Raw genomic sequence first — 21,038 nt, 5'->3', positions numbered from 1 at the left:
TAGGTTCGGTCGCTCCCGCCCGGCCCTTAACGCCGGGCTTCTGTCAGTAGCAGCACGTCGCTGATACGATGGAGAGCCAGATGACCACACGCAAAGCGAAGCCGAAATTGAAATTCCCGAAGGCACGAACAAGCCTGCCTCCTCCCACGACTGGCAAGCCCGCTAAGGCGCCCTCTCCGCCCAAGAAGACGGCGTCGAAGCCAACGGGCGCGCCTGTCCGTCCCTCCAAACAAGAGACCGTCCTGGGCCTGCTGCGCCAACCCAGGGGCACAACCATTACTGCAATCATGAAGGCCACGGATTGGCAGCAGCACTCCGTCCGAGGCTTCTTCGCCGGGGTGGTCAAGAAGAAGCTTAAGCTGAATCTGGCCTCGGAGAAGGTAGATGGCACCCGTCTCTATCGGATCGCCAAGGCGGGTGCAGCCTCGTGAAATCCCAGTTCAGTTCAATTGAAGCCGATCCAGCCGTTGAGGCAGAACTGGATCGGCTGCCGACAATGCCCATTATCGAACTCCGAAAGCGCTACTGCGAACTGCTCCGGACCCAGCCGCCAAAGGCCTTCGGTCCGGACCTCCTGCGCCGCAGCATTGCCCACACGATCCAGGAGAAGTCGTATGGCGGCCTTCCCCCGCTGACGCGGCGGTTACTCGACCAGCTGGTAAAGACTGCCTTAGCGAGGCCCAACGGCCGCCTGGAGTTGCCGCGCCGGATCAAGCCGGGCTCTGAGCTGGTGCGGACCTGGAATCGACGGATCTACCGTGTGACGGTGATGGCCGATGGCTTTACCTTCGAAGGCAAGACGTTTGCCAGCCTTTCCGAGATCGCCACCGCCATCACCGGCACCCGATGGAACGGACCCCGGTTCTTCGGTCTGCGCGAGGCAGCCGGACGGGAGGGCACCGATGGCAAGTGACACCAAGCCCCTTCGCTGCGCCATCTATACCCGCAAATCCACCGAGCATGGCCTCGAGCAGGAGTTCAACTCGTTGGACGCTCAGCGGGAGGCCTGCGAAGCCTACATCAAGAGCCAGGCATTTGCAGGCTGGAAGGTCGTGCCTCAGCAGTACAACGACCCGGCTTACTCCGGAGGCAACCTAGATCGCCCCGCCCTCAAAAGACTCATGGTGGACGTTGAGGCAGGCAAGGTCGATGTGGTGGTGGTCTACAAGATCGATCGTCTGACCCGTTCGCTCGCCGACTTCGCAAAGCTGGTCGACGCCTTTGACGACAAATCAGTCTCATTCGTTGCGGTGACACAACAGTTCAACACCACCACGTCCATGGGTCGGTTGACCCTCAATATCCTCTTGTCCTTTGCTCAGTTTGAACGGGAGCTGTCGGCCGAGCGAGTCCGCGATAAGGTCGCTGCCAGCCGGCGCAAGGGCAAATGGACGGGGGGTAGCGTGCCGCTCGGCTACGATGCCAAGAATAAGAAGCTCGTCATCAACAAAGCCGAGGCCGAGACGGTTCGGACGATCTTCGGGCTTTATCTGGAGGTGGGCTCGTTCAGCAAGCTGGTGGCCGAACTTGATCGACGGGCTATCGTCACCAAGCGTCGCAACTCAAAGGTCGCAAAATATCGCGGCGGCATACCTTTCACCTACGGTCCCCTCGCCTATTTCCTCAAGAACAGGATCTACATTGGGGAAACCCATTACGGCGGCAAATGGTTCAAAGGAGAGCATACCGCAATCCTCGACCGGCCAACATTCGATCGCGCACAGGATCTACTTAAGTTTAACACCGTAAAGCGGAAGGTTAAGTTTTCTGAAAGCGGCGCCCTGCTCGAAGGCAAGCTCTTCGACGACAAGGGTAATCGCATGGGTCCGAGCTTTTCCAGCAAGAGTGGCGTGCGCTACCGCTTCTATGTCAGCACGGCGTTGCGCGGGCGGAAGCACGAGGCCGGCTCTGTTAGCCGAATATCGGCTCCGGAGATCGAAGGTCTCGTCAAGGCCGCCCTCAGCGAGAAGCTGCAGGCACCAAACGAAGAGGTTATCGAAAGGATCGATACGATTACCGTATCGAACGGCCGTATTCGTGTGACGCTGAAGCAGCTAAAAGGGAAACAACGTTCAATCGAGATTCCCTGGACACCCAAACCCAAAGGCGATGCTCAAGTGGTCGCGACGTCAGGGCCGAAGCCCGACCAAAAGCTTGTGAAATCGATTATCAGGGCCCACGCTTGGCTCGACGACCTGTCTGCCGGGCGCCACGCCTCCATCGAAGATCTCTCCTCCGCCGCAGACCTGCATCCAAAAGTAATCCGCCAGGGACTGCGGCTGGCGTTTCTACCGCCACACCTGACGCGGGCTATCCTGGAAGGCGACGCAATGTTTGAGCTAAAGCAGATCCCAAAACTCCTGCCCTTGTCCTGGTGGCAACAGCACCGAGCCATCGGATGAATTCGCCCGCCGGTTGTTATGGAACTTCTGATCAAACTTCGAGAACTGGTGCCCAGGAAAGGGATTGTCGGGCAACAGTGCGCACTTAATGGTCCGACGGCGTCCCATGTCCACGACAGTCTGCTCAAGGCCACGAAGACCGGTGCCCGGGCACGATCCAAAATCCTAACCTCCTTTGCGCGCGAAGGAGTTGGCACCGATAGCCGTCCTATAGCGCGACAATCAGGATGAGAGCGCGAGTCTCACCCTGATCGCCGCCGCGCACCGTCCCGTAGTCACGAGCCGATTTCGCGACAGGGACTAGGCCAATGACCACATTGCAAAGCCATTTCAGTGCGGTGGGTATCCGACCAACGCACCCTCCAAGTCCGTCACCCGTGGCATTTCTCGCGCCGGGCCTTCGAATACGTGCGCGAGAGCCCGGACGTCGGCACGACTTACAAAAATCTGGTGGGATGTACCCTGGAGGCGAGCTATGGCTGATTTTGGGTGACGCGGCCTGATCAGGCGGCGTGGCTTTCAGTGTTCGGAATGACTTCGATTCCGTCGATGAACTTTACACCGGCGATGACTTTCGGCAACTGGTTCGTGCTCTTCAATCGCCGCCAGGTCTTCGATGCGGCGTCGATGAGCTTGAACACCATCAGCTTCGCAGTTTGTTGCGACAGCGATCCCTTGGTCCGCACCGTTCGGTGGCGCACCGTGGCGAAGACGCTCTCGATCGGGTTCGAGCTGCGTAGGTGGATCCAGTGCTCAGCAGGGAAGTCGAAGAAGGCGAGCAGCGCATGGCGATCCTTGATCAGGCACTCCACCGCACGTCCGTATTTGACGTGGTATTTCTCGACGAAGACGTCGATCGCGGTTTCAGCTTCGGCCCGGTGTGGGGCCAGATAGATGTTCCGCAGGTCGTTCTTCATGGGGCCCTGCACGGATTTGGCGACCTTGTCGAGTACGTTGCTCACTTTATGGCACCAGCATCGTTGGTGCCGCGTGCCGGGAAAGGCCTCGTCCAGTGCCTTCCAGAAGCCGAGGGCGCCGTCGCCGATGGCGAGTTGCGGGGCAATCCGTAACCCGCGTTGCCGCAGGTCGATCAGGAGTTCGCGCCAGCTCTGCGCGCTCTCGCGCACGCCGACCTGGAAGCCGATCAGCTCCTTCTTGCCTTCCGGCGTGGTGCCAATCAGCACCAGCATGCATTCGCTGTGATCTTCCATGCGGGCCTGCAGGTACACGCCATCGGCCCAGATGTAGACATAGCGACGCGCCGACAGATCGCGTCTCTGCCAGCGTTCGTACTCGACCTGCCAATCGGCCTTCAGGCCGGCGATCACCGAAGGCGACAGGTTCGGCGCATCCTTGCCGAGCAGCGCCGAGAGCGCCTCCTGGAAGTCGCCGGTCGAGATGCCGCGCAAATAGAGGACCGGGATCAAGGCATCCAGGCTCTTCGTCCGCCGCGCCCATAGCGGCAGGATTGCCGAACTGAAGCGGAGGCGGTCGCCTGGCCCGCTCGCTCCGCGGTCGCGGACCTTGGGACGAGCGACCTCCACCGGACCGATGCCGGTCGCAATCTCGCGCACCGGACCGTGCCCATGTCGGACCAGGCGCGCTCGACCGTCGGGCAGCGTCAGATTGGCCGTGCTGGCCAGAAACGCGCCAACCTCGATCTCGATCGCCCTGGCAAGCAGGTCCCGCGCGCCGGCACGAACGATATCGGTCAGTGGATCATCAACCGCGGACGGCTGACGGAAAGCAAGAACATTGGTAGTCTCGGTCATGGCGTATCGCTCTCCTCGAGAGGTTCTGGCAGGCTCGTCACCCGCCTCGATACGCCGCCTTCCTCACACCGTCATCACCCAGATTCCGCCATAGCTCCCTGGAGGCGGGCACCAAGGCTGTACAGGCGACAAGCGCGCCTGAAGCTGGCAAGCAGCGCACGCCCGTCAAAACCGTTCCCGCTGGCAGTGTGGCGGCCCTTATCCGGCATTACAAAAAGTCCAAGTTCCCCGAGCTTGGCCAAGTCACTCAGGACAACTACACCCGCCTATTTGCCCGGCTCGAAGAGGCCGCTGGAAGCCTGCCCGTCGCCAAGATCACGGAGGATGACATTCAGCGCATGGTCGACGAACGGGCTGCTGAAGGCGGCATAGAAGCCGGGAACAGTACGCGGCGAATCTTCCGGCTACTCATGGCGTTCGCCAAGGATCACAAGTACCGGAAGGACAATCCAGCCAAGGACATCAAAAAGAAGCGTCGGCCGAAAGGCGCGAAGAAAGGCTGGGACACGCTATCGGAGACCAACATAGCCAAGTTTTTCGAGCGGTGGCCCCTCGGTACTCGGCAACATCTCGCTATGACCGTACTGCTCTACACCGGCCAGCGGCGCGGCGATGCGGTCAGGCTTGGCCCTCACAGCGTGGTCGGCGGTAAGTTCGATCTCGATAACCTGAACGATAGCGGCATCGAAGTCCGGCAAAACAAGACCGGCAAAGAACTGGAAATCCCGCTAGCTTCACAACTCGCAGCCGCACTGAAAGCCTGCAAGATCGCAGCCGATGCGCCCGCATTCATCCTTACTGAACGCGGAAAGCCTTACAGCGATAAGTCGTTCACCGGCAAGTTTTCAGCCTGGGGCAAAGCGGCCGGGATCACGACGCAATGCAGTCCCCACACATTGCGCTTCGCGGCAGCCCGTCGACTTGCCGAGCTAGGGTTGTCACTGAAGGTGATTGCCAGCATCACGGGGCACGACAGCTTGAAAGAACTGGAACGGTACACGAAGGCTGCGGAGCAAAGGCTGCTCGCGAAGCAGGCTATTGCCGCGTTAGGCTCACACTAGCCCACGGGTTCGCATCTTCCGCATCGCCCGAGAGGACTTCGAAGGCGCGGTCAATCAGTCGCATGTCCCACAAGACCACGCCGCCGCGCCTGATGGGCCTCGGCATCGTGCCGTCCTCAACCCACTTGTCGAATGTGGACGGAGACACCCCGGCGTAGAACGCCGCGTCTTCACGACGCAATCCCCTGCGAGGGCGCGTGAACGCCGATTGATTGGGGCTTTCCGTTCTGACCATCGGCAGACCTTCAGGGGCGACAAGCATCAGCCCTGTAGTCGCACGGATTTTCGGAAGCTGTCTATTAAATAGCCTCTGCGTTCGCCGCGAAGCGCGCTGCTCTCTTCACTCGCCTTGGGGCAAGCCTCCCGGGGGAGAGACGGCGTACAAGTTGCAGGGGATAGAGTTGCCGCCCGACTATCGTTGTCGCGAGTTTGTGGTTTGCACCACGACACCCTGAAACGCAGTCACGGAGGTCGTCTGACGTTGCGGCGCGGCCAGACGGGGATCGTCGGCGGCAAGGCACATAAAACTAACTTCGGCTTTCGGAAAATTACCCATAACATAGGGCGATGCAGCCTCTTTCGAATCCGTCACGAGCAAGGTCTTGTTTCGAGAGGCGCAGAATTGCCCCGCCTCTGTCAGCGCTTCGGCCTTCAGTGTCCCCGATCCGGAAAATCCGGACGCAGCTTGCCGTGAAACCACGAACGAGTCAGATGGGGTATTCGGCCTGTTGCTGAGCCCCGCGTTAGCAGGGTGCTGCGCTTCAGGTTGATGATAAACGTGGTCTGTTTTCGAACAGCCACAAGCATCAGACGGAGAAGCGCAGCATGAAACATTACGCTGGACTGGACGTGTCGGTCAAAGAGACGTCCCTGTGCATTGTCGACGAAACGGGCCGCATTTGCCGGGAAGCGAAGTTGGTGAGTCACCCGGACGATCTTCTTGCTGCACTCAACGATCCGATTTGGCGGTTTGATCGGATTGGGCTCGAGGCTGACCGCTGTCGCAATGGCTGTTCAGCGGGCTGGCGGAGGCTGGCCTGCCGGTAATCTGCATCGAGACGCGACATGCCAAGGCGTTCCTCAAGGCGCAGGTGAACAAGAGCGACCGCAATGATGCGCGTGGCATTGCGCAGATGATGCGCGTCGGCTTGTTCCGGCCTGTCCACGTCAAGACCCTGATCAGCCAAAAGCGACGGGTCCTGCTTGCCGGTCGCAAGCTGCTTCAGGAGAAGGCCATTGCCATCGAGAATGACATTCGTGGGCTGTTACGCAACTTCGGCTTGAAGGTCGGAATTGTGGGGGTGATCGGCTTTGAACAACGTATCCACGAACTCGTCGGCGGTCAGCCGGAGCTGGCCGAACTCATGGAACCGCTTCTCGTCGCCCGACGCGTTTTACGCGAACAGTTCACACAACTGCATCGCAAAGTGCTTCTACTTGCCCGGGAAAGCGAGGTCTGTCGTCGGTTGATGACGATCCCTGGTGTCGGCCCCGTCACGTCGCTGGCCTTTATCAGCACGATCGACGTTCCCGCCCGCTTCAAGAGTTCGAAAGCCGTCGGGCCGTCCCTTGGATTGACGCCAGTTCTCAACCAGTCCGGCGAAAGCCACCGCATCGGCCGGATTTCGCTGTGCGGTGATGAAGCCATGCACATATCAGCCAAACTTGCAGAGCCTCTCGTGTATCTTCGCGGAACCATTCTGTCAACAAACTGTTGACAGGTGTCGCTGGACCGCTTACATAGAAACCCATGATCAAGTCGTTCCGGAACAAAGACCTTGACAAACTCTGGTCCACCGGAGCGTCCAAGATCGGATGGGGCCTGGGGGAAGCACATGCGGATTGCGTTAACGCTTGCGTGTACGTTGGTTCTTGGCGGCTGCGCAGCCAATTCCGGTGTAGCCCCTTCGGGCCCTTCTCTATTCGGCCGGATTTAGTCAAGGGCTTGATTGGGTGCCTCCTTGGGTTCGGTACCGCTCGCGGGGCCGTGCTTCTCTGTCTCGGTTCTACTGATCCCATGCTGGGAGAGCCATACGGCTGATCCCGAAGACAAGAGAATGCACAAGCGCATTCTAGTCCGTCTCGATACGCTCAACGAAGCCGTCGAAACTTCCGAATTGAACTTGCCGGGCTACGATTTCCACAAGCTGGCCGGAAAGCCCGTGCGCTACACGATGCATACCAACGGCCCGTGGTGCATCACATTCGAATTTGAGGGAGACGACGCATCAAACGTTGACTATGAACAGTACCACTGAATGCAGAATGCCGAATAAGCGAATATGGAGCCACGAGGGCTCCGACATGCTGGAGAGCATCAATGGCACAGCAGAAAGCTAAGCGCGCCCCTAACCGCTGCCCGTCTCATCCGGGCGCCGTCCTTGATGACATTCTACAGGACATCAGGAAATCCAAGACCGAGATTGCAGAAGCGCTGGGCATTTCCAGGCAGCATCTGCACGATATCCTCGCGGAGAAGAAGTCGGTCAGTCCGAACGTGGCGGCCCGGATTGGGAAGCTGGTCGGCAACGGCCCGGCCATCTGGCTTCGTTTGCAGGCCGCCCACGATGCGTGGCACGCCGAACGCGAGGTGGATGTCAGCGAGATAAAGACGCTCGAACCGGCTTAGGCCCACGAGCCCGGGTGCGGGTTCGCCCAAACGGCGTCGGAAGCGATGGTGGCCAGCCCGTGCTCGAAGACTGGGGCTGGCCGCCTCTACCCGCGAGAGAGTCGGGTGGCACTCACCCCTCACCCTCTACAAGATCGCGTATGCGTGCAGCGATCCTCCGCGCCTCCCTCGGCCTAAGATTGGGCTTCACGCTATCGAGTATGCCTAACACTGCCTGAGCCTCCTCGGCATCAAACGTCGCGACTTGGCGATCTGCCAGACTCAAAGACTGACCAGCAGTGGGCTGCGTCGACCGCAAAGTAAAAAGCCCGGCCTCGTTTTGCCGGGCTTTCTCTCAGGCCGCCACTGGTTCGCGCGGCTTGATGTCTTTTAGCTCTCTGGAGATTTCGGCCTCGGTCTTTTCCACCTCGTACCGCGACTGAAGCGTGAGCCAAAAGTCGGGAGTAGTGCCGAATACGCGTGCAAGACGCAGCGCCGTATCGGCAGTAATTCCCGACTCCTCTCGGACAATGCGCTCAATGCGCGTGCGTGGGATGTGACACAGATTCGCGAGAGCATAGGGCGTGAGGTGATATGGCCCCATAAACTCTTCGCGAAGCACTTCGCCAGGGTGCAGCGGCTTCAACTTTGCCATGATTTACATCCTACTCAGTGATAGTCTGTGATCTCTACTTTGGAAGCGTCGCCGTCCTTCCAGACGAAACAGACCCTATATTGTCTGTTGATCCAAATGGCGTGCTGACCTTTCCGATCTCTGTCTAATTCGTGAAGTTTGTTGTTGGGCGGAGCTTTTAGGTCCACAAGTTCCTTGGCGGCATCGATCATCCTAAGCTTACGACGGGCAACGCGAACGATGCTCGCGGGGAACCCTCGGGGGCAAGAACCATCAAAAACCGCCCGGGCGTCCGTGTCCCTAAACGACCGAATAGCCATCAGGCACTCCACAACGTATCAATGTCAGATACGTTCCGCAATACCGAACGTATCAAGAACCGATACGATTCTAAAAAAAGGGGGAGAGCACCATCAGGGTTAGACCGCCTAATACTGGTTGAGTTCCGGTTTTCTAACCGGGCGAATCGATTGGGGTGAGATGCGACAATAGCGCGGGCGTGTCGGCTCAGCATGCACGCGCACCGTACAATCCTATCTGCCAGCCTTCCGTTCTGAAGCCAGCCATTCTGCCAACGCATCGTCTGCCGCGCTCGCCGTCTCCTGAGGCAAGCCAGACGCCCGGTCCAGATACCAGTCAATCGCCTTGCGATCCCAACGCTGAGTGCCGGGGATAGCCTCCGGCACCAAGCCCTTCTTAACCCACGTGTTGAACGCGACCTTGGAGCAGCCACAATAGGCGGCCGCGTCGGCCTTAGTGAGGCCCCGAGGCGCGATCTGATCGGCGCGTAGTATCCGCTCCGAACGTCTCAGCTCTGCGGGCGAAGGCTTGTCCATTGGACCCCACGGTGGGAAGTTAGCGGCCACGTGACTCGGCGCCCTATTGCAGACGAGCGCTGTCCCTATCAGCGCGTCGCTAACTCCAACATGGCCAGCCTCGCGGCGAAAGAGGCTGACGTAGGATACATCCACCGCAAAAAGCCGTGGCACAACTACCAGAATCGGTCGGCCCCACGTCCGTCAGGCACTCGTTAATCTGGTCCGACAGCTTGCCCAGATGGGAGACACCCGCATGCCCAAACGCGTGCGCATCCGTTGCATAAACAAGACTGACAGGCGAAACGCACACGAGAGAATCAAAAATGTCGGCGGGGTAAATTCAGACGGAACGCGATGGAAGCTATCCGTTAAGAAGACTATCCGAGACCTCGAAAGCCGCGAGTGGGAGTACTACGTCGAAGAATCAGGCGTCACTGTCGAGGTCATCGTGGCCACGCACGGCGGACACAAGTACATCAAGACAACAGTGGACGGAATTCAACCGAACAACCTCCTCTCCCTCCCTGAGTGTCCGTGAGGAATTATGAGTGCCAGATCGCAGGCAGTGCGGGCGAGACTCGGCGCTTGAAAGGCCCCACGCATACACAGGGAAGCGCTGTCCCTACTACTTGATCGAGGATGGCCCACCGGTCGGAAGGGTACCGTCAAGTTAACGAATTGGAACGGCGGAGGGGGTAGACGAGCGGCATGCGGACTGCCAAGGACCCTCTTTATCGCCGCCATCGCTTCCCACCGGAAGTGATCAGCTATGCCGTTTGGTTGTATTTCCGGTTTCCCTTAAGCTTGCGCATGGTCGAGGAAATGCTGGCGGCGCGTGGCATTGGCGTGACCTATGAAACCGTGCGCCAGTGGGGACGGAAATTCGGCAAGCCGTTCTCCGATCGGATCCGCCAGCGTGCACCCGCTCGCGGTGACAAATGGCATCTGGACGAAGTCGTTATCTCGATCGCGGGCGAACAACATTGGCTCTGGCGCGCTGTCGACCAGAATGGCTTCGTTCTCGACGTCTTGATCCAGCGCCGAAGAGACTCGCGCGCTGCCCAGCGGCTCATGAAGAAGCTCTTGAAATCCGCCGGCACGCCGCCGCGCGTGATGATCACGGACAAGCTCCGTTCGTACGGCGCTGCGAGGGCGAAGATGGGCTTTCACGTCGAACATCGCCAGCACAAAGCTCTCAACAATCGGGCCGAGAATTCTCATCAGCCGACGCGGCGACGCGAGCGGATCATGAAGCGTTTCAAATCGTCCCATCAGGCTCAACGGTTTCTGTCAGTTCACGATCAGGTCGCGAACCTTTTCCACATCCCCTATCCCGGAGCCGCCACCGCCGACTTCCGTCGTGCTTCGCGCGAGCGAGCCTTTGCGACTTGGCGCGAGATCTCCACAACAAGCGCCATCGCGAGCTCTCGAACCTTTGAGAAGCGCCTCCTTCGGCTCGGCGGTCGATTAAGTTGACGATGCCCTTTCACCCGCTGCGCTGGAGCCCACAACAGGCGCTGCAATTCCTGAAGGATGTTCCCGCAATCGAAAGCGCCGGGGTGGTCGTGCGAATGCCAGCGAGTTGGCGCATGAACCACCCCGCACGCCCGCAAGTGAAAGCAACGGTCGGGGGCAATGCGCCATCACAGCTGGGGATGGACGCGCTGCTCGACTTCCGAATGGAGGTGACGCTCGAGGGCGAAAGCCTCTCGAAGGCCGAGATCAAGCGACTCCTGGCGCATTCCGATGGATTGACCTTAATCCGTGGCAAGTGGGCCGAGGTCGATCATGAACGACTGCATCGCACACTCGAGCAATTTGAGGCCATCGAGCGCCGCGCCGCCGCCGATGGTCTTTCGTTCGGTGAGGCGATGCGTCTGCTGGCTGGGGCTGGCATTGCCGGAGATAAAACTGCCGCACCAGCCGACATCGATTGGAGCCAGACCGTTGCCGGCCCCTGGCTGGCGGAGACGCTGGCGACCTTGCGCCATCCCGATTGGCTCATGCGGGTCGACCCCGGTCAATATTTTCAGGGTACGCTGCGACCCTATCAGCAGTCGGGTGTGCAATGGCTCTATCTGCTAACGCAGCTCAAGCTTGGGGCTTGCCTTGCCGACGATATGGGGCTCGGCAAAACCATCCAGGTGTTGTCGCTGCTGCTGGTGATCAAGAATGAGGACATGGCACGGAAACCGTGCCTGCTCGTAGCCCCCGCCTCGTTGTTAGCCAATTGGGCCGCCGAGATTTCCCGATTTGCGCCAAGCTTGAAAACAGTCGTGGTCCATCCATCGGCTGCGCCGTCCGAGAAACTGAACACTTACAGTGCGGACAGATGCGCAGATGTCGATCTCGTAATCACGAGCTACGGCTTTCTGACGCGTACGCCTTGGCTAGAAACTACATCATGGCGGTTTGTGGTGCTCGATGAAGCACAGGCCATCAAGAACCCGGGCGCTAAGCAGACAAAATCGGTCAAGAGGCTCAAGGCAGAAATGCGCATTGCGCTGACCGGCACGCCCATCGAGAATCGGCTCGGCGACCTATGGTCGATCTTCGACTTCATCAATCCTGGCCTGTTGGGATCGTCGAAGGAGTTTTCGGCATTCGTCAAACGCCTCTCCGACCGGCCACATAACCCTTACGGTCCGCTCCGCGAACTGGTGCGCCCCTATGTCCTGCGACGGCTGAAGACCGACAAGAGCATCATTGCCGACCTGCCCGACAAGACCGAGGTGAAAACCTTCTGCCCCTTGAGCCGCAAGCAGGCGGCGCTTTATCAGCAAGCAGTGGCGGAACTGGCCGGCCATCTCGAAGATGTCGATGGAATAAAGCGGAGAGGCATCGTCCTAGCTTTTCTCATGCGTTTGAAGCAGATCTGCAACCATCCATCACAGTGGCTCGGCGACGGTGCGTGGAATGAGGAGGATAGCGGTAAGCTTGTGCGTCTGCGCGACATCGCGGAAGTGGTTGCCGCCCGGCAGGAGAAGGCACTTATCTTCACCCAGTTCAAGGAGACAACGGCGCCACTAGTGGCGTTCCTGGGCTCCGTATTCGGAAGGCCCGGCCTCGTCCTGCATGGTGAGACAGAGGTTAAGAAGCGCAAGGGCCTGGTGCGCCAATTTCAGGAAGACGAAGACGTCCCGTTCTTCGTGCTCTCGGTCAAAGCAGGCGGCACCGGGCTCAATCTCACAGCGGCCTCGCATGTCATTCATTTCGACAGGTGGTGGAATCCGGCCGTCGAAAACCAAGCCACCGACCGTGCCTTCCGGATCGGACAGACCAAGAACGTGCTTGTGCACAAGTTCGTTTGTCGCGGCACCGTGGAGGAAAAGATCGACCATATGATTGAGTCGAAGAAACAATTGGCTGGGGATTTTCTTAGCGGCGGAGCTGACATCCTGTTGACTGAGATGAAAGATGAGGAGTTGCTTAGACTCGTGACTCTCGATTTGGGCGCGGCGATGAAGGAAGTGGGATGAATGAGCTACTACGGGTGGCATGCTTACGTGCCAGTAGCTGAGAAGCGGCGACAGGCAGAACGCAAGTTGGCCAAGCTCAAGAAGCAGGGACGATCGGTTGCGCCCGTGAGGATCGAGGGCCGCACAATTACCAAGAGCTTCTGGGGCAGATCTTGGTGCGTCAACCTTGAACGCTACAGCGACTATGAGAACCGCTTGCCGCGCGGCCGGACCTATGTTCGAAACGGCTCCGTTATCGACCTGCAAATTGCCAAGGGCGAGATCTCGGCAATGGTCGCCGGGTCTGAGCTCTACCAAATCAAGATTGTCATTGCACCGGTTACGCGGGCACGCTGGAAATCCATCTGTCGGGACTGCGCCGGGACCGTCGATTCGCTAGTTGAGCTCCTGCAGGGCCGCTTGGCGAAAGGCGTGATGGACCGGGTCTGTCGAGAGGGTGACGGCCTGTTTCCGTCGCCGACGGAAATCAAGCTGTCCTGCAGCTGTCCGGACTGGGCGGACATGTGCAAGCACGTTGCGGCAGCACTGTATGGTGTCGGCGCCCGGCTAGATGAAAAGCCTCAGCTTCTTTTTGTGCTGCGTGATGTGGATGAAACTGAAATGCTCGCCAGCGCTGGACAGGATTCTCCGCTAACAACGGCGCCAGGCGCGGCGAAGGTGCTTGATGAAGGCGATGTCGCCGCTCTATTCGGGCTGGAGATGGCCGAAACTTCCCATACGCCAAATCCTGCGTTCACAGTCTCAAAGAGACCCCAACAGTCCAAGGCGCAAAAAGGCAAGATATCTGCCAGAAAGACCAAACGAGCAGCGAAGACAGATGTCGCCTTACATCGTGCGACTCGGGCCAGTTCGGGAACGAAAAAGACAACCCGAGCAAGTGCCAGCAAACGGCGCACTCGGGGATGTCCCGATCGCTGTTGAACTATGTCGGGCCGACGTTGCCGGAATGAATGTTGCACTAAACCGCTACCGCGGTAGGGAGCGCATGGCTGCGGCCTGAAGGGGGAGACGCCACAGAGTGCGCGGCAGCGGCATTAACGATCCTTCGCTGCGCGTCGCGCAGTCCGACCCGTGGCCTCGCTGAACAGGTGGCGGGGGATGCTGATTATCGCAAAACGTCGCCGTTCTTCCGGGTGCGTTTCAAAATCTGCCTCCACAAAAATCTCGACGGTCTCCTCACTGGCATGAACTTCGACGCGTACCGGCGCGTCGTCAAAATCCACTTCGTATCGGCGACCATTCTTTCCTCGGATAATCGCGTGCGCCATTTCTATGCTACCTCCGGCCCGGCTTCTTGAGCTTCTTCACTCGGTGCTTCTGATAATCGAGAACGGCCGCTGCAAGTGGTATCGTGCGCGGCACGCACACAGGTGTGAGGGAGACGACAAGCGCTCTGCCTGTTTGTGAATCGACGCTGAATTGACCCCGCACGCGCGAAGTCAATCAAGCACTTGGGACGCCGACAAGCACTTGGGACGCCGATCGGCGTCCGGATCCCACGCCGATTCACCGTGTCTTCCGTCAGCGTCGAGCCTTGCAACCGCTTTACGAGAGCGCGCGGTTTCGTCGCGCCCTGAGTAGAAAATGACTGCTGCAAATGTCTAGGTTGTATGCAGCCGTAGGCTTGGGCATCAGAAACCCGAGATAGCATCAGTGGCCATGGCATCGTCAACTTAATCGACCGCCGAGCCGAAGGAGGCGCTTCTCAAAGGTTCGAGAGCTCGCGATGGCGCTTGTTGTGGAGATCTCGCGCCAAGTCGCAAAGGCTCGCTCGCGCGAAGCACGACGGAAGTCGGCGGTGGCGGCTCCGGGATAGGGGATGTGGAAAAGGTTCGCGACCTGATCGTGAACTGACAGAAACCGTTGAGCCTGATGGGACGATTTGAAACGCTTCATGATCCGCTCGCGTCGCCGCGTCGGCTGATGAGAATTCTCGGCCCGATTGTTGAGAGCTTTGTGCTGGCGATGTTCGACGTGAAAGCCCATCTTCGCCCTCGCAGCGCCGTACGAACGGAGCTTGTCCGTGATCATCACGCGCGGCGGCGTGCCGGCGGATTTCAAGAGCTTCTTCATGAGCCGCTGGGCAGCGCGCGAGTCTCTTCGGCGCTGGATCAAGACGTCGAGAACGAAGCCATTCTGGTCGACAGCGCGCCAGAGCCAATGTTGTTCGCCCGCGATCGAGATAACGACTTCGTCCAGATGCCATTTGTCACCGCGAGCGGGTGCACGCTGGCGGATCCGATCGGAGAACGGCTTGCCGAATTTCCGTCCCCACTGGCGCACGGTTTCATAGGTCACGCCAATGCCACGCGCCGCCAGCATTTCCTCGACCATGCGCAAGCTTAAGGGAAACCGGAAATACAACCAAACGGCATAGCTGATCACTTCCGGTGGGAAGCGATGGCGGCGATAAAGAGGGTCCTTGGCAGTCCGCATGCCGCTCGTCTACCCCCTCCGCCGTTCCAATTCGTTAACTTGACGGTACCGGTGAAAGATATCGCCGGCATTGACCAACGTCTTCAACCAAGGGCTGCTCTCGGCGGCGCGCTGGACGGGCATCAGCAGCGAGAGCAGGCGTTGGCGGTTCCTCGCACCGGAATACTCCTGCAAGGCTTTGCCAAGCGGCAGATGCTGGGCCTTGGCCTCAGCAGAGAGTCGGGTCGTGTAGGTCGCAAGAAACGCGAACGGGGCTTCATCGTCCTTCCGGTTCTCCGCGAGGTTGAAATGAACGCGCCCAACCAAATTCCAAGCCGGATGACGGCTCTTGAGGAACTCCTGCAGGGAGAGCTTGGCTTGCACCAACTCGGCATCAAAGGCCGCATCCATACCTTGCCAAAGATTGGCCAGGACAGACGTCGTCAGGTATTCCGCGCCGGTCATCGGCGGAACAGCCGCTGCCATCGTGTCCAACTCGCCATCGGCGGGGATCGGCACAGGCGGCTTGGTACGGCCGTCTCCAACACAAGGAAGGTAAGCGACGTTCGCGTCCCACTCGCAAAGGTTTGGCGTGGGGATTGCAGTCTGTTGATCAACGTGTTTGCAAATCGTTGGCGGGGGGTATGGAGGCGGCAACGACGGAGAATTACGAGGTGCGGCCGAACGACCAGGGCAGGAGCTCGTCGATCCGGGACTGCGGGTGACCGGTTGCGATCGCTTTGAGCGTCGCTTTCATCCAGACGTAGGGCTCCACGCTGTTGATTTTGCAGGTGGCGATGAGCGAAGCTATGCGCGCCCATGAACGACCACCTTCGTCGTGACCAGCAAATAAACTATTTTTACGCGTCAGAGTCAGCGGCCTGATTTGATTTTCGACGGGATTGGTGTCCATCTCAACGCAACCATCGTCGAGAAACAAGGTGAGGCCATCCCAATGGTTCAGGAGATAGGCGATCGCCTTGCCCATCTCGCTGCCCGGCGACAGGCGAGCGGCTTGCTCGCGCAGAAACCTCTCGAGTTCAGCGACGAGCGGCCGTGATCGCTCGTTACGGGTCGTTTGCCGAGCCGGGGCGTCGGCGCCACGGATCTCCTTCTCGATCGCATAGAGTGCGGCGATGCGCGCGAGAACGGCTTCGGCGATGGGTGAGCCGGCTTTCGGAGTCGCTGCGATGATCTTGCGCCTTGAGTGGGACCAACATGCGGCCAGCCGCAGCGGCACGCCGCCTTTGCGCTTGGGCCGTGCGAGCCGATGATAGCCCTGGTATCCGTCGACCTGAAGGATGCCGTCGAAGCCCTCGAGGATGCGCTCAGCATGGTCACCACCGCGTCCTGGCGCGTAGTGGTAGACCACGATTGGTGGATCAGCGCCGCCGTGGCCGCGATCGTCGCGCAGGACAGCCCACAGATAGCCGGTCTTCGTTCGGCCCCGGCCCGGATCGAGCACAGGCGCCCTGGTCTCGTCCATGAACAAGCGGCCCGATTGCTTCATCACGACGCTCATGCGCTCGACCAGCGGCGCGAGGTGGAAGGCGACCGTTCCCATCCAGTCTGCCAGAACGGCGCGATCGATGAAGATGCCATGCCGGGCCAGAACCTGCGACTGACGATAGAGTGGCATGTGCTCGCTGAACTTGGCGACCGCCACCTGCGCCAGCAGCGCCTCGGTGGGGATGCCACCCTCCACGAGATGGGCGGGCGCCGGCGCCTGAGCAACACCGGTGCAGCCCTTTGCGCAGGCGTAGCGCGGTCGCACCGTCTCGATCACACGATACTGGGCGGCCATGACATCGAGACGGCGGGAGCGATCCTCGCCGATCTGGACCATCCGGCCGCAGCCGCAGGGACACTCGAGGTTCTCGGGTTCGATCACCTGCTCGATGCGCGGCAGGTGCGCGGGAAAGGCACGGGCAGCGCGCCTGGTCCGGCGGCTGGACGGCGCCGTGCCGGCGCGGCGCGCACGATCGTCCTGGCGTTCCTGGACTTCGGCGATGGCAATCTCGATGTCCTCGAGAACCAGTTGCATCTGATCGGGATTGAACTTCTCCGAGCGTTTACCGAAACGTGCGCGCTCGTACTCCTTCACGAGCAGTTCGAGGCGTTCGACGCTCTCTTTGGACGCAGCCAGTTCACTCTCGACATGAAGGCGCGCCGAGCATTCATCGTCTGCGCGACGACGCTCGGCTTCAATCATCGCTTCCTGCGCGCGGAAGAGCGCGCGCACATCGGCGGGCAGCGCTGCAAGACGGGCGGGATCAATGGGGGACGGCGGCACATCCGCAAGCTATCATCCCAAAGCCCCGCGCGAAACAGGTTGTCGGGTCTGAGTCAGTTCGCCGCAGCTGGCGTCGCGACAATCCGTTCGCCCACTCGCTTCCAGTTCAGCCCTTCAAACGAGGGGATTGAGGAATGTCCCTGATAGTGAGTCTGACGAATCATTTCCGGAGGTGGTCGAGGTTGGGGACCCCCACCATCCTTTGTGGGGGCGCTCATATCGAGTGATTAGGAAGATCGGTCAGCGAGGCCGAGGCATTCCCGCTTCGTATGAAGTTGAGTATCGCGCAGGAAGCAGTCTTCTGATTCAAGCAACCGCAATCGAATATTATGAGCAAGAGGCAAATCAGATTAAGCTGAGTATGGAGGCTCTACTCGAGCTTTTATCGACAGCGGATTGTCCCGACGCACATGAGCATGGATCCAGCCGATCTTTGGTCGACGCTGACGCCCGCGCTCCGACGCCAGATCGTCGAAGACGTCGCCGCAATTTTGGCGGAGATCCCTCATGAAGTCCGAGCTGGTCACACCAAGCCACTTGGCGCGCAAAGCCGTAGTCTACATCCGGCAGTCGACGCCCCATCAGGTCGTAAGCAATCAGGAGAGCCTGCGCCTTCAATACGCGCTTCGCCAGCGCGCCCGCGAACTCGGATGGCGTGAGGCGGCCATCGACGTGATTGATGCCGATCTCGGGTTGAGCGGCGCGTCTATAGCACAGCGTAACGGCTTCAAGGAACTCGTTGGCCGTGTTGGCCTGAGTGAAGTGGGACTCATCCTGTCGATCGACGTGACCCGCTTGGCGCGTAATTGTACCGACTGGTATCCGCTCCTGGATATCTGTGGTCTACGTGGCTGCCTGATCGCCGACCGCGATGGTGTCTATGATCCGGGCACTCCCAACGGACGGTTGCTTCTCGGGCTGAAGGGTTCGATCTCCGAGCTTGAGCTACATACGATCCGCAGCCGGCTGACCGCCGGCCTGCTGGCCAAAGCCGAACGCGGCGAACTTGCGGTTATGCTGCCAATCGGGCTGATGCGGGACCCGAGCGGTGTGGTCGTTAAGGATCCCGACATGGCCGTGCAAGGGCGGCTCGGTCTCGTCTTCCAGTTATTCCTGCAGCTGCGCAGCGTTGCCAAGGTCATGCGAGCGTTGAACGAGCGTGACCTGGAACTGCCGCGTCGTGATCGATATGGCGATTTGTGCTGGACGCGCGCGACGCTGGCTGCCGTCGCGGCGATCTTGAAGAACCCCGCATACGCGGGCGCCTTTGTCTATGGACGAACCCGCTTCCGGCCGCCGAAGCGGGAGGGGGCCCTGCCACAAAAGGCTCCGCGGCCGATGGAGGAGTGGCGGATCGTCGTTAAAGATCGATATCCAGCCTATATCGACTGGCCAATTTATGAAAAAATCCGATCCGTCATCAGAGATAACCGAGCCGAATACATGCGCATCAAAACCCGCGGCGCGCCTCGCAATGGCGAGCTCCTGCTCCACGGCATTGCCTGGTGCGCACGATGTGGCCATAAGATGTACGTCCGCTACAAGGGCGGCGGCGAATATGTATGCAATCACCTGCGTACCCAGGAAGGTCAGCCAACCTGCCAACACATCCGCGCCGCCCATATCGATGCAGCCGTTGGCGACGCATTCCTAACCGCACTAGCGCCGGCCGAACTCGATGCCTTGTCGCGCTCCCGCCGGGTGCAGCAGCAGACGAACAATGCGCTACGCTCCAGTGCAGAACGAGAGCTCGAGCGCAAGCGATACACGGCGGCGCTCGCCGAACGGCAGTTCAACCGAGCTGATCCAGATAATCGGTTGGTCGCCTCGGAACTCGAGCGTCGATGGGAAGCGGCGCTAAACGACGTGCGCGCCGCCGAAGAGGCGCTTGCCCGACAGACGCCGCCCAAAGCCATCACACAAGTGGCCATAAGCAAGGAGCTCAACGACAAGGTCATCAGCCTCACCGGCCGCCTCCCGCAGATATGGGGTGACGAGACTATCTCGGATGCGCATCGCAAGGCGTTGTTGCGATGTCTCATCGAAAAGGTCGTTCTCGACCGCGGTGAGCGCGACTTGGCCCTGGCTAGGATCGTCTGGCGGGGAGGCGCCGTGACGGAGCTCGAAGTGAAGATGAGCGTCAACTCCGTCACCAGATTGACGCGAGGCACAGAGATGCGGGAACGCCTTCTGACGCTCGCTCGCGACGGCGTCCCAGACGACAAGATCGCCACAATCCTTACTCGGGAAGGTCACCGCTCTCCCCGTTGCGCCGATAAGGTGCTGCCTATCACCGTTGGGCGGCTCCGTCGTGCCGCCGCCATCAAGGTAACTGCCCAGCGCAGCCGATGGGAGCATGACGACTCATACCTCAGCCCGCCCGAACTGGCCCGAAGGCTCGAGATTCCAGTAAACTGGCTCTATGTTCAGATCCGAACCAAGCGTTTGCTAATTGATCGCCAGCCCAGCGGCGCCTATCTCTTCCCGAATACACCATCCGTTCTTCACGCCATCGGAGACCTTCGAAACCACGTCATCGCGCAACTTGATCTAAGAATCTGTCAGCCTAACAAGGAGGGGCATCAACATGGGTGATCGAACAGCGCTTCGAACTGCACGCGCGTCAGATGCATGACGCCGTCGCTGATCTGCGGCCACTCGAAACGACCATCGCGGCCAAGGCGCTTGTAGACCAAAACGAGGCCCGTGCCGTCCCATAGCAAAATCTTCAGCCGGTCGGCGCGCTTCGAACGAAAAACCACGATCAGGCCCGAATGCGGATCGAGCCCAAGCGTGTTTTGCACAAGACCGGCCAGCGCGTCGTGCCCGCACCGGAAGTCAACAGGACGCACAGCAAGCACAATCCGCAGTCCCTGCGCCGGAATGATCATGCGCCGCGCTCGATCGCAGTCACGATCTCCGCGATCCGCACCGCCGACACGTCCGCATCCAGGCGGACCGAAACCTTGCCAATCGTAATCTCGACGGGCCCCTCGCTCTTGCCTGACGCCACTGGATCGCTCAGCTCGATCGACACGAAATCCGCCGCGTCGTCCGTGACCAATGCGAGCCGGCCAGCACGCGCCAATCTGCGCCACGTCGTCAACTGCTGGGCCTTCACACCATAACGCCGTGCGACATCACATACCCGGGCGTCGGGCTTCATGCTCTCGAAAACAGCGCGCCCCTTGATCTCCGCAGACCATAACCGGCCTCCAGAACGCGTCCGGCGCGTAAGCTTCCCCACAAAGCCATCAGCTTCGGCTTCCTCCCCCGATTGTTCCATCGCCTTCAGTCTCCTCTCGGCTCTCTGACAAGCCAAGGATCGCAGAGCGAAAGCCGAAGCGAAACCAGTCAATCAAATGGGAGAAAAGCTCCGCTTACCAAGGAAGCGCGCACAGCGCAGTCATGTAGCGCATTCCAAGCGCTCGCCAATACGACAACACCGGTGGGAGAACCGTCGCGACTTCGTCGGCGCCGAGCCACAACAATCCGTGCCCTGAGCCACGTAAAAATGCTTTCTCCAGCCGCAAGCCCTGATTGGGCTCCAACGCAG

18 protein-coding genes and 3 pseudogenes are annotated in these 21,038 nt (G+C 59.8%); 12 read left to right on the top strand and 9 right to left on the bottom strand.

Features of this window, described 5'->3' with window-relative positions:
* Window positions 1-80 precede the first annotated feature (80 nt).
* Genes J4G43_RS15300 through J4G43_RS15290 form a run of 3 tightly spaced genes read left to right on the top strand, consistent with a single transcriptional unit; the run spans window position 81 to window position 2,402 of the window.
* Window positions 81-431, top strand: coding sequence for a DUF3489 domain-containing protein (locus J4G43_RS15300; protein ID WP_208085270.1), 351 nt, complete (start codon window positions 81-83; stop codon window positions 429-431).
* A complete protein-coding gene (locus J4G43_RS15295; RefSeq protein ID WP_225004922.1) occupies window positions 428-913 on the top strand; it encodes a DUF2924 domain-containing protein in 486 nt (161 codons plus the stop codon). The genes J4G43_RS15300 and J4G43_RS15295 overlap by 4 nt, the downstream gene beginning before the upstream one ends.
* A complete protein-coding gene (locus J4G43_RS15290) occupies window positions 903-2,402 on the top strand; it encodes a recombinase family protein (RefSeq protein ID WP_208085269.1) in 1,500 nt (499 codons plus the stop codon). Before J4G43_RS15295 ends, J4G43_RS15290 begins: the two co-directional genes overlap by 11 nt.
* Before the next feature lie 503 nt (window positions 2,403-2,905).
* Here J4G43_RS15290 and J4G43_RS15285 read toward each other — a convergent pair.
* A complete protein-coding gene (locus tag J4G43_RS15285) occupies window positions 2,906-4,174 on the bottom strand; it encodes an IS256 family transposase (RefSeq protein WP_038952271.1) in 1,269 nt (422 codons plus the stop codon).
* A 188-nt stretch (window positions 4,175-4,362) separates the two neighbouring features.
* Here J4G43_RS15285 and J4G43_RS15280 point away from each other — a divergent pair, with 188 nt between their 5' ends.
* The 4 genes and pseudogenes from J4G43_RS15280 (at window position 4,363) to J4G43_RS15260 (ending at window position 7,864) form a co-directional block, all read left to right on the top strand.
* Window positions 4,363-5,235 (top strand): tyrosine-type recombinase/integrase, encoded by an 873-nt coding sequence (locus J4G43_RS15280; RefSeq protein WP_208085268.1) that lies wholly within the window; start codon window positions 4,363-4,365, stop codon window positions 5,233-5,235.
* An 825-nt stretch (window positions 5,236-6,060) separates the two neighbouring features.
* Window positions 6,061-6,884: pseudogene (locus J4G43_RS15270) on the top strand (IS110 family RNA-guided transposase); the annotation flags it as partial.
* Window positions 6,885-7,244: 360 nt separating this feature from the next.
* Window positions 7,245-7,493 (top strand): type II toxin-antitoxin system RelE/ParE family toxin, encoded by a 249-nt coding sequence (locus J4G43_RS15265; RefSeq protein ID WP_225005704.1) that lies wholly within the window; start codon window positions 7,245-7,247, stop codon window positions 7,491-7,493.
* A 62-nt stretch (window positions 7,494-7,555) separates the two neighbouring features.
* On the top strand, window positions 7,556-7,864 hold the full coding sequence (locus J4G43_RS15260; protein ID WP_208085266.1) for a HigA family addiction module antitoxin: 309 nt from the start codon (window positions 7,556-7,558) through the stop codon (window positions 7,862-7,864).
* A gap of 334 nt (window positions 7,865-8,198) precedes the next feature.
* On the opposite strand, the gene J4G43_RS15255 is transcribed toward J4G43_RS15260, so the two are convergent.
* Both J4G43_RS15255 and J4G43_RS15250 read right to left on the bottom strand, forming a co-directional pair.
* Window positions 8,199-8,498, bottom strand: a complete 300-nt coding sequence (locus J4G43_RS15255; RefSeq protein WP_210387334.1) for a HigA family addiction module antitoxin — start codon at window positions 8,496-8,498, stop codon at window positions 8,199-8,201.
* 14 nt (window positions 8,499-8,512) lie between these two features.
* Complete coding sequence (locus J4G43_RS15250) at window positions 8,513-8,797, bottom strand: type II toxin-antitoxin system RelE/ParE family toxin (RefSeq protein WP_208085265.1); 285 nt, start codon at window positions 8,795-8,797, stop codon at window positions 8,513-8,515.
* 751 nt (window positions 8,798-9,548) lie between these two features.
* Between J4G43_RS15250 and J4G43_RS15245 the strand changes: the two genes are divergently transcribed.
* The 4 genes and pseudogenes from J4G43_RS15245 to J4G43_RS15230 all read left to right on the top strand — a co-directional run bounded on the left by J4G43_RS15245 (window position 9,549) and on the right by J4G43_RS15230 (window position 13,695).
* Window positions 9,549-9,833 (top strand): DUF3892 domain-containing protein, encoded by a 285-nt coding sequence (locus tag J4G43_RS15245; RefSeq protein ID WP_225004919.1) that lies wholly within the window; start codon window positions 9,549-9,551, stop codon window positions 9,831-9,833.
* A 170-nt stretch (window positions 9,834-10,003) separates the two neighbouring features.
* Window positions 10,004-10,766 (top strand): annotated as a pseudogene (locus tag J4G43_RS15240) (IS6 family transposase).
* Window positions 10,767-10,773: 7 nt separating this feature from the next.
* On the top strand, window positions 10,774-12,774 hold the full coding sequence (locus J4G43_RS15235; RefSeq protein ID WP_225004917.1) for a DEAD/DEAH box helicase: 2,001 nt from the start codon (window positions 10,774-10,776) through the stop codon (window positions 12,772-12,774).
* Complete coding sequence (locus J4G43_RS15230) at window positions 12,775-13,695, top strand: SWIM zinc finger family protein (protein WP_208085263.1); 921 nt, start codon at window positions 12,775-12,777, stop codon at window positions 13,693-13,695.
* Between the two features lie 113 nt (window positions 13,696-13,808).
* Here the strand turns inward: J4G43_RS15230 and J4G43_RS15225 are convergent, their stop codons facing one another.
* The 4 genes and pseudogenes from J4G43_RS15225 to tnpC all read right to left on the bottom strand — a co-directional run bounded on the left by J4G43_RS15225 (window position 13,809) and on the right by tnpC (window position 17,401).
* The gene (locus J4G43_RS15225; RefSeq protein ID WP_050995355.1) at window positions 13,809-14,042 is read right to left on the bottom strand and encodes a hypothetical protein; all 234 of its coding nucleotides are present in this window, start codon (window positions 14,040-14,042) and stop codon (window positions 13,809-13,811) included.
* Window positions 14,043-14,447: 405 nt separating this feature from the next.
* Window positions 14,448-15,210: pseudogene (locus tag J4G43_RS15220) on the bottom strand (IS6 family transposase).
* A gap of 9 nt (window positions 15,211-15,219) precedes the next feature.
* The gene (locus J4G43_RS15215) at window positions 15,220-15,675 is read right to left on the bottom strand and encodes a hypothetical protein (RefSeq protein WP_225004916.1); all 456 of its coding nucleotides are present in this window, start codon (window positions 15,673-15,675) and stop codon (window positions 15,220-15,222) included.
* Between the two features lie 181 nt (window positions 15,676-15,856).
* Entirely contained in the window at window positions 15,857-17,401 is a 1,545-nt protein-coding gene (gene tnpC, locus J4G43_RS15210; RefSeq protein ID WP_225005702.1) for an IS66 family transposase, read from the bottom strand.
* 588 nt (window positions 17,402-17,989) lie between these two features.
* Between tnpC and J4G43_RS15205 the strand changes: the two genes are divergently transcribed.
* Window positions 17,990-20,077, top strand: coding sequence for a recombinase family protein (locus J4G43_RS15205; protein ID WP_049810452.1), 2,088 nt, complete (start codon window positions 17,990-17,992; stop codon window positions 20,075-20,077).
* On the opposite strand, the gene tnpB is transcribed toward J4G43_RS15205, so the two are convergent.
* Both tnpB and J4G43_RS15195 read right to left on the bottom strand, forming a co-directional pair.
* A complete protein-coding gene (tnpB, locus tag J4G43_RS15200) occupies window positions 20,065-20,373 on the bottom strand; it encodes an IS66 family insertion sequence element accessory protein TnpB (RefSeq protein ID WP_060907863.1) in 309 nt (102 codons plus the stop codon). The genes J4G43_RS15205 and tnpB overlap by 13 nt on opposite strands.
* The gene (locus tag J4G43_RS15195) at window positions 20,370-20,768 is read right to left on the bottom strand and encodes a transposase (protein ID WP_026192391.1); all 399 of its coding nucleotides are present in this window, start codon (window positions 20,766-20,768) and stop codon (window positions 20,370-20,372) included. Before J4G43_RS15195 ends, tnpB begins: the two co-directional genes overlap by 4 nt.
* Window positions 20,769-21,038 lie beyond the last annotated feature (270 nt).

It is taken from the genome of Bradyrhizobium barranii subsp. barranii, assembly GCF_017565645.3.
In the GTDB taxonomy this organism is placed as follows: Bacteria; Pseudomonadota; Alphaproteobacteria; order Rhizobiales; family Xanthobacteraceae; genus Bradyrhizobium; species Bradyrhizobium barranii.
This window is presented reverse-complemented; position numbering and strand designations above follow the sequence as displayed.

Bases quoted from the DNA above. Each gene is read 5' to 3' on its own strand.
- J4G43_RS15300 (WP_208085270.1), top strand. From the start codon at position 81: ATGACCACACGCAAAGCGAAGCCGAAATTGAAATTCCCGAAGGCACGA.
- J4G43_RS15290 (WP_208085269.1), top strand. From the start codon at position 903: ATGGCAAGTGACACCAAGCCCCTTCGCTGCGCCATCTATACCCGCAAA.
- J4G43_RS15285 (WP_038952271.1), bottom strand. From the start codon at position 4,174: ATGACCGAGACTACCAATGTTCTTGCTTTCCGTCAGCCGTCCGCGGTT.
- J4G43_RS15260 (WP_208085266.1), top strand. From the start codon at position 7,556: ATGGCACAGCAGAAAGCTAAGCGCGCCCCTAACCGCTGCCCGTCTCAT.
- J4G43_RS15255 (WP_210387334.1), bottom strand. From the start codon at position 8,498: ATGGCAAAGTTGAAGCCGCTGCACCCTGGCGAAGTGCTTCGCGAAGAG.
- J4G43_RS15250 (WP_208085265.1), bottom strand. From the start codon at position 8,797: ATGGCTATTCGGTCGTTTAGGGACACGGACGCCCGGGCGGTTTTTGAT.
- J4G43_RS15245 (WP_225004919.1), top strand. From the start codon at position 9,549: ATGCCCAAACGCGTGCGCATCCGTTGCATAAACAAGACTGACAGGCGA.
- J4G43_RS15235 (WP_225004917.1), top strand. From the start codon at position 10,774: ATGCCCTTTCACCCGCTGCGCTGGAGCCCACAACAGGCGCTGCAATTC.
- J4G43_RS15230 (WP_208085263.1), top strand. From the start codon at position 12,775: ATGAGCTACTACGGGTGGCATGCTTACGTGCCAGTAGCTGAGAAGCGG.
- J4G43_RS15225 (WP_050995355.1), bottom strand. From the start codon at position 14,042: ATGGCGCACGCGATTATCCGAGGAAAGAATGGTCGCCGATACGAAGTG.
- J4G43_RS15215 (WP_225004916.1), bottom strand. From the start codon at position 15,675: ATGGCAGCGGCTGTTCCGCCGATGACCGGCGCGGAATACCTGACGACG.
- tnpC (WP_225005702.1), bottom strand. From the start codon at position 17,401: ATGATTGAAGCCGAGCGTCGTCGCGCAGACGATGAATGCTCGGCGCGC.
- J4G43_RS15205 (WP_049810452.1), top strand. From the start codon at position 17,990: ATGAAGTCCGAGCTGGTCACACCAAGCCACTTGGCGCGCAAAGCCGTA.
- tnpB (WP_060907863.1), bottom strand. From the start codon at position 20,373: ATGATCATTCCGGCGCAGGGACTGCGGATTGTGCTTGCTGTGCGTCCT.
- J4G43_RS15195 (WP_026192391.1), bottom strand. From the start codon at position 20,768: ATGGAACAATCGGGGGAGGAAGCCGAAGCTGATGGCTTTGTGGGGAAG.